Here is a 10,982-nt window from a genome sequence, read left to right on the forward strand (position 1 = left end):
TCATCGCACGTGACAGAGAACGGGGCAGCGGTGTCTTCGGGGGAGAACGAACGGCTGGCCGGCCGCTATCGAGTCGTGCGCCGGCTGGGCCGGGGCGGGATGGGCGTCGTCTGGCGCGCCGTCGACGAGGTCCTGGGCCGCGAGGTGGCCGTCAAGGAACTGCGGACGTACAACGACTCGTCAGGCCCTGAACTGGCCGATCTGCGTCTGCGGATGCAGCGTGAGGCCAGAGCGGCGGCCCGGGTACGCCACCCCGGGGTCATCGCCGTCCACGACGTGACGGAACATCAGGGCCGCCCCGTCATCGTCATGGAGTTCGTCGACGGGCCGTCGCTCGACGGCGTCCTGAGTGAACGCGGGGTCCTGGAGCCGCGAGAGGCCGCCACGATCGGCGCCGCTGTCCTGGAGGCGCTCGCCGCCGCCCATGACGTCGGTGTGCTCCACCGTGACGTGAAGCCCGGCAACATCCTCCTCGACAAGGGAGGGCGGGTCGTCCTCACCGACTTCGGGATCGCCGCGATGGACGACCCCGGCGACGGCTCCACCACGCACCTCACCCGCAGCGGGGAGATCGTCGGCTCGCTGGACTACCTGGCGCCCGAGCGGGCCCAGGGGCGGCAGCCCGGCCCCGCCTCGGACGTCTGGGCGCTCGGCGCCACGCTGTACGCGGCCGTCGAGGGTTCCTCACCCTTCCGCCGCACGTCGACCTGGTCGACGCTGAACGCCATCGTCGTGGAACCGCTCCCGGAGTCCCACAGGGCCGGCCCGCTCGGTCCCGTACTCCGGCAGCTGATGGAGAAGGACCCGACCCGACGCCCCGACGCCCGCGCCGCGGCCCGCCTCCTGACGGCCGTGGCCCAGGGCGCCGCGCCGACCCACCTCGGCACACCGACCGAACGCGACACCGTGCCGCACGGCCCGGATGCCGCGACGCGGGGACTCGGCACCGAGGGGACCGGTCCGGCGGGCGGCGCGGTCGGCGCGGCGGGCGTGGCGCCGGGAGCCGGCGCCGTCTCGCAGGGCTTCGGATCCGAAGGGGCGACGGCTCAGGGCTTCGGCCCGGCGGGCGTGGGGACGCCGGGCGGTGTCGCGGCTCAGGGCTTCGGGTCCGAGGGGCCGGCCTCTCCGGGCTCCGCGCCCCGAGGCTTCGGCCCGGTGGGTGGATTCGGGCCCGCGGCCGAGGGCCACGGGCCGGCGGGGGTGCATCAGGCGGACGGATTCGGGCCCGCGCAGCCGCATGCGGCCGGGGCCTTCGGACCCGCCGCACCCGCGCCGGACGGCCGACCCGCCGCCGTACCTGGGCCGGACGGCCGACTCGCCGCAACACCCGGGCCGGACGGTCATCCGGCGGTGCCCTCCCCCTACGCGCAGCCCGCCGGGCAGCAGGCCGCCCCGGCGCCGACGCAGACCCAGGGCCCGCGGTCGCCGCGGAAGTCCCGTACGCCGGCGCTGGTCGCCGCGGCGGTCGCCGGCGTTCTGCTGGTCGGCGGCGGTGTGACGTACGCGCTGACCGACCGCGACGGTGGCTCGGAGCAGAAGCAGCTGGCCGACGGCGGATCGCCGACGGCCTCCGGCACGGGCCCCGGCCGTGTCCTCGACCAGGGCGCCCCGGGCACCCCGGAGGACCCGAGCGCCTCGACGAGCGCGTCGGCCACGCCCTCGAAGCCGGCCACGAAGAAGCCCGCCACCCCGACGCCGTCGACCCCCTCGAAGGCGCCCGTGCCCGGCGCCGACGCCGGCGGCACCACCGGTGGGGGCACCGGCGGCGGTACGGCGACCGGCGGCGGATCGACCTCCACGACCGGCGGCGGCTCGCCCGCCGAGCCCACGCCCGCCTGCCACGCCGTCGGCGGGGGCAAGTACGACTGCGAGGTGTGGCGCACCGCGAAGTCGTACCGTCACGACGGCGGTGAGATGGGGATCCTCAACGCCGGCACCAACTACTTCTACTGCCAGGTCGATCTCGGCCGACGCGAGACGTACGGGCAGTGGACGAACGTCTGGTGGGCCAGGACGGACGACGACAGTGGCAACACGAACGTCTACGTCAGCGTCGTGTACATCAAGGGCGGCGACAACGACGCGCCGTTGCCGGGCCTGCCCGTCTGCTGACCGCAGGCGCCGGACACCGCCCGCGCCCCGGCTACGCGGGCGGGGGCGGGATCTCGCCCGAGCCGCGCGCGATCAGCCGGGTCTCCAGGACCACCTGGGCGGGCGCGTCGTCGATGCCGTCCAGACGGCGGAAGAGCCGTTCCGCCGCGGTGCGGCCCAGCGCCGCCGCGTCCTGGGCGATGACGGTGATCCCGAGCAGATCGGCCAGCTCGATGTCGTCGAACCCGACCAGGGCGACCGGGCGTTCGCGGCCGGCGAGGGCCCGGACGGCGGTGACGGTCACCCGGTTGTTGCCCGCGAAGAGCGCGGTGACCGGCTCGGGCCCCGACACCATGGCGGTGACCGCCTCCCGTACCCGGTCCGGATCCGTCGGGCCCAGGGACACCCAGGACTCCTCGACGGCCATACCCGCGTCCTCCATCGCCGCGCGATAGCCGCGCAGCCGCTCGGTCGCGGTGTGGATGCGCGGCTGGTCGCCGACGAAGCCGATCCGGCGATGGCCGTGGGAGATCAGATGGGCGACCCCGGCGCGAGCGCCTCCGAAGCTGTCCGACAGGACGGCGTCGGCGTCGATCCGGCCCGCCGGGCGGTCGACGAAGACGGTGGCCACGCCCGCCTTGATCTCCGGTTCGAGATAGCGGTGGTCCGTGCCCGCCGGGATCACGATCAGCCCGTCGACGCGCCGGGCGCACAGCGCGAGGGCCAACTCCTGCTCCCGGTCCGGGTCCTCCGCGCTGGAGCCGTTGATGAGCAGCGCCCCATGGGCTCGGGCCACCTCCTCGACGGCGCGGCTGAGCGGACCGTAGAACGGGTCGGCGAGGTCCTCGAGAACCAGGCCCACGGAGGCGGTGCGGCCCTTGCGCAGCACGCGGGCGCTGTCGTTGCGCCGGAAGCCGAGCGAGTCGATGGCTTCCTGGACCCGGCGCTCGGTGTCGGGGGTGACGCCCGGTTCGCCGTTGACGACCCGTGAGACCGTCTTGAGTCCGACGCCGGCCCGGGCGGCGACATCCTTCATCGTGGGCCGATTGCCGTAACGGTGCTCGGGGCGGCGGGCGGTGTCGGCCACGGTGAGTCGATCTCCTTCGTCTCGTCTCTGTCTTGTCCGAGCATAGGGCCTGGACAACGTTGTCAGAGCAAGGGAGACTGTAGGTCACAGCGATCGACCGCTCCCGCCCCTTCTGGAGACACCGCGCACATGCAGAATGACCTCGTTGTCGCCCTGGACTTCGGCGGCACCAAGATCGCCGGCGCGTTGGTGGACGGCGACGGCGCGATTCTCGTACGGGCCCAGCGGCCCACCCCCGCCCAGGAGGACGGCGAGACGGTGATGCGCGCCGTCGAGGCGGTGCTCGAGGACCTCGCGGCCTCGCCGCTGTGGGAGTCGGCGCACGCGGTGGGCATCGGGAGCGCCGGGCCGGTGGACGCATCGGCGGGCACCGTCAGCCCGGTCAACGTGCCCGGCTGGCGCGGCTTCCCGCTCGTCGAGCGGGTCCGCAAGGCGACCGGCGGGCGAGCGGTCACCCTGGTCGGCGACGGCGTCGCCATGACCGCCGCCGAGCACTGGCAGGGTGCGGCCCGCGGCCATGACAACGCGCTGTGCCTGGTCGTCTCGACCGGGGTGGGCGGTGGCCTGGTGCTCGACGGTCGCGTACACCCCGGCCCCACCGGCAACGCCGGTCACATCGGGCACATCAGCGTGGACCTGGACGGCGACCCGTGCGCCTGCGGCGGCCGCGGCTGTGTCGAGCGGATCGCCAGCGGGCCCCACATCGCCCGTCGAGCCCTGGACGAAGGCTGGCGGCCGGGCCTCGACGGCGACACCTCGGCCGCGGCGGTCGCCGCCTCCGCCCGGGCCGGGGATCCGATCGCCGTGGCCTCCTTCGAGCGCGCCGCCCAGGCGCTCGCCGCGGGCATCGCCGCCACCGCGACCCTGGTCGAGATCGACATCGCCGTCGTGGGCGGGGGAGTGGCGGGTGCGGGAGACGTGCTGTTCGACCCGCTCCGGCGCAGCCTGAGGGCCTATGCCACGCTGTCGTTCGTCCGCGACCTCGTCGTCGTCCCGGCGCTCACCGGCACGGACGCGGGCCTGCTCGGAGCCGCGGCGGCCGCCGCCCGCATCCCCGGGGGAGCGCCCCGGGTGGGCCGCTGACGGCGCGTCATCGGCCCGACGCGGTCAACCGCCCACCGGCTCCGGCCTCCTCTGCTCCACGATCACCAGGAAAGCGTCGGACTCCAGGTCCATCACGACCTCCGCCGGGAGCCCTTCGTCCCGGCGGGCGCTGGCGAACTCCTCGGCGGGCCAGCTGCCTCGCGGGCCTCCCGCGGGAAACCACTGCAATACCGTACGGCTCATCTCCGCACCCCCCTTGCCTCGCCGGTCCAACGACGCCCGGTCTCGAAGTGTTACGCACCGGCCCGTACGCGCGTTCGTGGAGTGAGGCGTCTCACAGCCGTGCACCCACCCCTCTCCACGCCGACCCGGCGCCCCCCGGTTCCGCCCGGGGGTTTCCGTGGCAGGGTGTTGCGGGCAAGCCACTGTGGGCTATCGAAGAGGGGGAATCGTGATCGTCTGGATCAACGGGACGTTCGGTGCGGGGAAGTCCACCACCGCGCGCGAGCTGGTCGATCTGATCCCGAACAGCACGCTGTACGACCCCGAGATCATCGGCTCCACGATGGGCCGGTTGCTGCCGGAGAAGCGGCTCGACGAGGTCGACGACTATCAGGACCTGCCGATCTGGCGGCGACTGGTCGTGGACGCCGCCGCAGCCCTGCTCGCCGAGGTCGGCGGCGTGCTCGTCGTCCCCATGACCCTCCTGCGCCAGGAGTACCGGGACGAGATCTTCGGGGGGCTCGCCGCCCGGCGCATCCAGGTCCGGCACGTCCTGCTCGCCCCGGATGAAACGATCCTGCGCGCGCGGATCCGGGGCCGTACACCCGATGACTCGGACCCTCAGGCACTGGAGCGCGTACGCCAGTGGTCCCTCGACCGCATCGAGCCCTACCGCACCGCCCTGCACGACTGGCTGGCAGCCGACGCGCATGTCGTCGACACCTCCGCACTCACCCCCGCCGAGGCCGCCACCGCCATCGCCGAGGCCGTGGCCTCCGGCGAGGCCGCACCCTGTGGCATAGTCCAGACCCCCGAACCCAGCGGCGAGACGCTCGCCGCCGGCGTGCTGCTCTTCGACGAGGACGACCGCTTCCTGCTCGTCGACCCCACCTACAAGCCCGGCTGGGAGTTCCCCGGCGGAGTCGTCGAGGCCGGCGAACCGCCCGCACGGGCCGGGATGCGCGAGGTCGCCGAGGAGATAGGGATCGAACTCGACGCCGTACCCCGCCTGTTGCTCGTCGACTGGGAACGTCCACAGCCTCCGGGCTACGGCGGCCTGCGACTCCTCTTCGACGGCGGCCGACTGCCGGCCGCCGACGCGGACCGGCTCCTCCTGCCCGGCGCCGAGCTCCGCGGCTGGCGCTTCGTCACCGAGGAGGAGGCGGCCGAACTGCTGCCCCCGGTCCGCTACCGCCGCCTCCGCTGGGCCCTGCGCGCCCGTGAACGCGGGACCGTGCTCAACCTGGAGGCAGGCGTGCCGGTCGGCTGAGGGCGATGCCACCCCGCCGCAGACCGACTACGCGGCCGCCTCCGCCAGTTGACGGGCGGTGTCCGTCGTCACCGGGTCCCCGTGCCCACAGCACAGGACCGACGGCTTCAACTCCGCCATGCGCCGCATCGACTCCATGGCCCGCCCGCGGTCCACATGGAACACACCGAACATCACGCCCCCCACCGACGCCACCGTGTCGCCGGTGAACAGGACGCCGTGCTCCGGAAGGTGGACCGCGATCGAGCCGGGCGTGTGACCCGGCGTGTGCACCACCACCGCCCCGTCCCCGAATCCCAGGGCCTCCCCGTCCTCCACCTCCCGGTCGACCCGGGTCGGTGGCGCCATGGGGACGGTCAGACCGTGCTCGTACAGCGGGATCTCCCAGTCGAGCAGGACCGGATCGGGGACCGGGGCCTCGCCCCGGATCACCGGGGCGTCGAGACGGTGCGCCACGATCTCGGCGCCGAACCGGTCGGAGAGGGCCTGGGCCGAGCCGACGTGGTCGCGGTGGCAGTGGGTGAGAACGATCCGGCGCAGGGCGGCCGGGTCGAGCCCCGCACCCCGTATCGCCGACTCGATCTCCGGCGCCGAGTCCACCCATCCGGCGTCGATCAGGGTCAACTCCTCGTCGTCCCGCCACAGATAGGCCTGGCCGATCGAGAAGTGCAGCATGTGCAGTCGAGGCGTGATCTCGATGAAGTCCATACGGCGAACCTACGTATCCACGCAGGTCCGCCGTATGGTTCTACGCTCTCGGCGAGCTTCGCCGAACGCTTAACCCTGCTTCGAGCGCGCGTAGTTGAGCAGGAAGTGCGCCTCCGCCACCGACAGGCGCTCCAGCTCCTCGGGCGACACCGACTCGTTCACCGCGTGGATCTGCGCCTCAGGCTCGCTCAGACCGATCAGCAGGATCTCCGCCTCGGGGTAGAGAGACGCCAGCGTGTTGCACAGCGGGATCGAGCCGCCCATGCCGGAGGTCTGCATCTCCTGCCCGGGGTACGCGATCCGCATCGCCTCCGCCATCGAGACGTACGCCGGGCTGGACACGTCCGCCCGGAACGCCTGGCCCTGACCGACCTGCTCGAAGGAGACCCGGGCGTTCCACGGCACACGCTTCTCGATGTGCGCGTACAGCAGCTTCGTCGCCTCGGACGCGTCCTGGCCCGGCGGCACCCGCAGGCTGATCTGCGCCCGCGCCGTCGACGGGATCGACGGCGTGGCGCCCGCCACCGGGTGGCAGTCGATGCCGATGACGGTGACGGCCGGACGGGCCCAGAGACGGTCGGCGACCGTGCCGTCGCCCGGCAGGCCGACGCCCGTCAGGACCTTCGCGTCTGCGCGGAAGTCGTCCTCCGGGTACTGCAGGCCCTCCCACACCGCGTCGGCCGGCAGACCGTCGATGACCGTCGAGCCGTCCTCGGCGCGCAGCGTGTCCAGGACCCGGATCAGCGCGGCCAGCGCGTCGGGCGCCGCACCGCCGAACATGCCGGAGTGCAGGTTGCCTTCGAGGGTGTCGATCCGGACCCGGATCATCGTCATGCCGCGCAGCGTCGCGGTGACCGTCGGCAGACCGAGCCGGAAGTTGCCGGTGTCACCGATCACGATGGCGTCGGACGTGAGGAGTTCGGGGTGCGCCTCGGCGTACCGCTCCAGACCGCCCGTGCCCTGCTCCTCCGAACCCTCGACGATCATCTTGACCGTGACCGGGACTCCGCCGTTCGCCTTCAGGGCGCGCAGCGCCAGCAGGTGCATGATGAAGCCGCCCTTGCAGTCGGCCGCGCCCCGCCCGTACCAGCGTCCGTCGCGCTCCGTCAGCTCGAACGGCGGGGTGACCCACGCCGACTCGTCCAGCTTCGGCTGCACGTCGTAGTGGGCGTAGAGAAGGACGGTCGGGGCGCCGGCGGGGCCGGGCAGCACGCCGTACACCGACTGCGAACCGTCCGGCGTGTCGAGCAGCGCAACGTCCTGGAACGCCTCGGCGCGCAGTGCGTCCGCGACCCAGTTCGCGGCCGCCTCGCACTCGCTCCGCGGGGCCACGGCCTCGTCCGCCACCGACTCGAAGGCCACGAGTTCCGCGAGCTCCGCCTTGGCGCGGGGCATCAGCTCGGCGACGGTCTCGGCGATCGGATTGGCGGTCATGGGCACGCTCCTGGTGGGTGCGACGTTGTAAGGACGTTGCCGTATATCGGTTGTACGGCGAACGTATGGCCGATCCTACGGCTCGGGGCCCTGCCTACCGGGCCGTAGGATGCCCGAAGAGCATGGACCGTCGGTCGGATCAGGAGCAGAAGCACATCGTGAGCAGCGAGAACGCAGACGCCGAAGAGGTACGCGCGGGAGAGTCGCGGGACGCGACCGTCTGGGACGTGGTCGTCGTCGGGGCCGGCCCCGCCGGCGCGTCGGCGGCCTACGCGGCCGCGGTCGCCGGCCGCCGCGTGCTTCTCCTGGAGAAGGCCGAACTGCCCCGGTACAAGACCTGTGGCGGCGGCATCATCGGACCGTCGCGGGACGCGCTGCCGCCCGGTTTCGAACTGCCGCTCCAGGACCGGGTGCATGCCGTCACCTTCTCCATGAACGGCCGCTTCGCCCGGACGCGCCGCTCGCGCCGGATGCTCTTCGGGCTCATCAACCGTCCCGAGTTCGACGCCGGGCTCGTCGAGCAGGCGCAGAAGGCGGGCGCCGAACTCCGTACGGGCGTCACCGTCTCCCGTGTCGAGCAGCACGGCCCGGCCGTGCCCGACCGGCGGACCGTCGCCGTGGTCCTGGCCGACGGAGAGACGCTCCTGGCCCGGGCGGTCGTCGGAGCGGACGGCAGCGCCGGGCGCATAGGGGCTCATGTAGGCGTCAAGCTCGACCAGGTGGACCTCGGGCTTGAGGCCGAGATCCCCGTGCCGCCGTCGGTGGCCGAGGACTGGAAGGGGCGCGTCCTCATCGACTGGGGGCCGATGGCCGGCAGCTACGGCTGGGTCTTCCCCAAGGGCGACACGCTCACCGTCGGCGTCATCTCGGCGCGCGGCGAGGGTGCGGCCACCAAGCGCTATCTGGAGGACTTCATCGCCCGTCTCGGGCTCGCGGGCTTCGAACCGGCGATCTCCTCGGGCCATCTGACGCGCTGCCGCAGTGACGACTCGCCGCTGTCGCGCGGCCGGGTGCTCGTCTGCGGTGACGCGGCTGGTCTCCTGGAGCCGTGGACGCGTGAGGGCATCTCGTTCGCCCTGCGCTCGGGTCGGCTCGCGGGGGAGTGGGCGGTACGGATCGCGGAGTCGAACGACGCGGTCGACGCGCGCCGCCAGGCGCTGAACTACGCGTTCGCGATCAAGGCCGGTCTGGGCGTGGAGATGGCGGTCGGGCGGCGGATGCTCGCGCTCTTCGAGCGCAGCCCCGGCCTGCTGCATGCGGCGATCACGGGCCTGCGTCCCGCCTGGAACGCCTTCACGGACATCACCCGCGGTTCGACCACGCTGGCCGGCCTGGTCCGCTCGAACGGGATCGCGCGGCGGGCCCTCGACCTCCTGGACCGCCGACTGGACACCGAGGCGGGCACGGCGCGCCGTGGCGTCACGGAGCCGGCCGCCGCGTCCGGGCCCGCCGAGCCGCAGGGCGCGGTGGGTACGGCGAAGGGCGCGGACGAGGCGGACGGCGCGGTGGGTACGGCGAAGGGCGCGGACGAGGCGGCCGGCGCGGATCTCACCAAGGGCTCGGACGGTGCGCCGGGTCCGGCGGGCGCGTCGGACGCCTCGAAGGCCGCAGGAGAGTCCGAGCGCGCGGGGGACGCCGAGGCGTCGTGATGTCGTGACGTCGGGCGGGTCCGTCCGGCGTCAGGGCCGGCCGGACCGGTCCGGTTCACGAGGTCGTGGTGATCCGGAAGACGGGGTGCTTGGGGGCGATCGCCCTCAGCTCCTCGTCCGTGGAGTCCGGCCCGACCCCGCCGAAGAACACGCCGACCTCGGCCTTCCAGCGCTTGAGGTAGGCACGCAGCAGGGCGGGCTTCTCGTCGTCCGGCAGCTCGACGGCGGTGAACGCCTGCACCTGCTTGCCGAGGTGCAGCTCGCCACCACCGGCCGCCCGCATGTTGTGGGTCCACTGGACATGGCCGCGCGGGGCCACCAGGTACTGGGCGCCGTCGAACGTCATCAGGTTGACGGGGGTGGTGCGCCATTCGCCGCTCTTGCGGCCGCGGACCGCGAGGATGCGCGAGCCCCAGACGCTGATGCCCCGACGGGTCATCCAGGCGACGGCCCGGTTGAGGACGTTGACGGTGATCCAGCCGGGCTTCATGACGTGGGCGGCGGGCTGAGCGGACATGGCAACCTCCGAGGGGAAAGTGTGAGCACTGCTCTCGCTTGAGATCAGTGTGCACGGCTCGGCGCGCCAAAGCAAGAGCACTGATCTCGTTTCAGTGCGGTGCTCTGAAAGATGGCAGACTGTTCTCCATGACCAGCGTTCAAGGAGCCCGCGCCCGCGCCCGCATCGAGATCACCGCCGCCATCAAGGACGAGGCCCGCAAGCAGCTCGCCGCCGAGGGCGCCCAGAAGCTCTCCCTCCGCGCCGTCGCCCGCGAGCTCGGCATGGTGTCGTCCGCGCTCTACCGCTACTTCCCCAGCCGCGACGATCTGCTGACCGCGCTCATCGTCGACGCGTACGACGCGGTCGGCGAGACCGCCGAACAGGCCCTCGCCGCCGCGGACGCCGACCGCGCACCCGACGCCGTCGCCCGCTGGACCGCGGTCTGCCGAGCCGTCCGCACCTGGGCCGTCGCACACCCGCACGAGTACGCCCTGATCTACGGCTCGCCCGTGCCCGGCTACTCCGCCCCGCAGGACACCATCGGCCCGGCCTCCCGCGTCGGCCTCGTCCTCATCGGCATCGCCCGCGACGCGTTCACCACCGACGGCATCGCCCCGCCGCCGCTCCCCGGGAGGCTGCGCCCGGAGGCGGAGCGCATGGCCGCCGACTTCGCCCCCGATCTGCCGCCCGCGCTCGTCGTCGCCCTGGTCGCCGCGTGGTCGCAGCTCTTCGGGCTCATCTCGTTCGAGGTGTTCGGTCAGTTCAACCGGATCGTCGAGGAGCGGGAGGAGTTCTTCGCCGCGTCCGCCGCCCGGCTGGGCCAGGACGTCGGCCTGCTGTCCCGGGCCTAGGGCGTGTTGCGAAAGTAGCGCCGTCCGCCCGAAGGGCGGGCCCCGCGGCGTCATGGGGGTCTCCCCTGCTCGAGCGCAGCCGAGAGCTTGGGGGAGCGTGCGCTCGCAAGGCGGAGGGTCGCCCTCG

At 73.2% G+C, this 10,982-nt stretch carries 10 protein-coding genes; 5 read left to right on the forward strand and 5 right to left on the reverse strand.

All coding sequences use genetic code 11. The features are described 5' to 3' along the window. Nucleotides 1-30: 30 nt before the first annotated feature. Nucleotides 31-2,112 (forward strand): protein kinase, encoded by a 2,082-nt coding sequence (locus ACFQ7Q_RS20655; RefSeq protein WP_383557168.1) that lies wholly within the window; start codon nucleotides 31-33, stop codon nucleotides 2,110-2,112. A 31-nt stretch (nucleotides 2,113-2,143) separates the two neighbouring features. On the opposite strand, the gene ACFQ7Q_RS20660 is transcribed toward ACFQ7Q_RS20655, so the two are convergent. Continuing rightward, nucleotides 2,144-3,178 (reverse strand): LacI family DNA-binding transcriptional regulator, encoded by a 1,035-nt coding sequence (locus ACFQ7Q_RS20660; RefSeq protein ID WP_383557171.1) that lies wholly within the window; start codon nucleotides 3,176-3,178, stop codon nucleotides 2,144-2,146. Nucleotides 3,179-3,307: 129 nt separating this feature from the next. Between ACFQ7Q_RS20660 and ACFQ7Q_RS20665 the strand changes: the two genes are divergently transcribed. Continuing rightward, nucleotides 3,308-4,261, forward strand: a complete 954-nt coding sequence (locus ACFQ7Q_RS20665; RefSeq protein ID WP_383557173.1) for an ROK family protein — start codon at nucleotides 3,308-3,310, stop codon at nucleotides 4,259-4,261. Between the two features lie 24 nt (nucleotides 4,262-4,285). On the opposite strand, the gene ACFQ7Q_RS20670 is transcribed toward ACFQ7Q_RS20665, so the two are convergent. Continuing rightward, nucleotides 4,286-4,465 carry a hypothetical protein gene (locus ACFQ7Q_RS20670; RefSeq protein WP_383557176.1) on the reverse strand — a complete coding sequence of 60 codons (180 nt, stop codon included), beginning with the start codon at nucleotides 4,463-4,465 and terminating at the stop codon, nucleotides 4,286-4,288. A 205-nt stretch (nucleotides 4,466-4,670) separates the two neighbouring features. On the opposite strand from ACFQ7Q_RS20670, the gene ACFQ7Q_RS20675 reads away from it, so the two are divergent. Then, nucleotides 4,671-5,714: an NUDIX domain-containing protein gene (locus ACFQ7Q_RS20675; protein WP_383557200.1), complete on the forward strand. Its 1,044-nt coding sequence runs from the start codon at nucleotides 4,671-4,673 to the stop codon at nucleotides 5,712-5,714. 27 nt (nucleotides 5,715-5,741) lie between these two features. On the opposite strand, the gene ACFQ7Q_RS20680 is transcribed toward ACFQ7Q_RS20675, so the two are convergent. Together ACFQ7Q_RS20680 and ACFQ7Q_RS20685 are read right to left on the reverse strand one after the other, a co-directional pair. After that, the gene (locus ACFQ7Q_RS20680; RefSeq protein WP_383557179.1) at nucleotides 5,742-6,422 is read right to left on the reverse strand and encodes an MBL fold metallo-hydrolase; all 681 of its coding nucleotides are present in this window, start codon (nucleotides 6,420-6,422) and stop codon (nucleotides 5,742-5,744) included. A 69-nt stretch (nucleotides 6,423-6,491) separates the two neighbouring features. Further along, on the reverse strand, nucleotides 6,492-7,856 hold the full coding sequence (locus tag ACFQ7Q_RS20685; RefSeq protein WP_383557182.1) for a dipeptidase: 1,365 nt from the start codon (nucleotides 7,854-7,856) through the stop codon (nucleotides 6,492-6,494). 158 nt (nucleotides 7,857-8,014) lie between these two features. Here ACFQ7Q_RS20685 and ACFQ7Q_RS20690 point away from each other — a divergent pair, with 158 nt between their 5' ends. Continuing rightward, the gene (locus tag ACFQ7Q_RS20690; RefSeq protein ID WP_383557202.1) at nucleotides 8,015-9,505 is read left to right on the forward strand and encodes a geranylgeranyl reductase family protein; all 1,491 of its coding nucleotides are present in this window, start codon (nucleotides 8,015-8,017) and stop codon (nucleotides 9,503-9,505) included. A gap of 55 nt (nucleotides 9,506-9,560) precedes the next feature. Here the strand turns inward: ACFQ7Q_RS20690 and ACFQ7Q_RS20695 are convergent, their stop codons facing one another. Beyond that, nucleotides 9,561-10,022, reverse strand: a complete 462-nt coding sequence (locus ACFQ7Q_RS20695; RefSeq protein ID WP_383557185.1) for a nitroreductase family deazaflavin-dependent oxidoreductase — start codon at nucleotides 10,020-10,022, stop codon at nucleotides 9,561-9,563. 128 nt (nucleotides 10,023-10,150) lie between these two features. Here ACFQ7Q_RS20695 and ACFQ7Q_RS20700 point away from each other — a divergent pair, with 128 nt between their 5' ends. After that, the gene (locus ACFQ7Q_RS20700) at nucleotides 10,151-10,855 is read left to right on the forward strand and encodes a TetR/AcrR family transcriptional regulator (protein ID WP_383557188.1); all 705 of its coding nucleotides are present in this window, start codon (nucleotides 10,151-10,153) and stop codon (nucleotides 10,853-10,855) included. Nucleotides 10,856-10,982 lie beyond the last annotated feature (127 nt).

It is taken from the genome of Streptomyces sp. NPDC056527, from assembly GCF_042794475.1.
GTDB lineage: Bacteria > Actinomycetota > Actinomycetes > Streptomycetales > Streptomycetaceae > Streptomyces.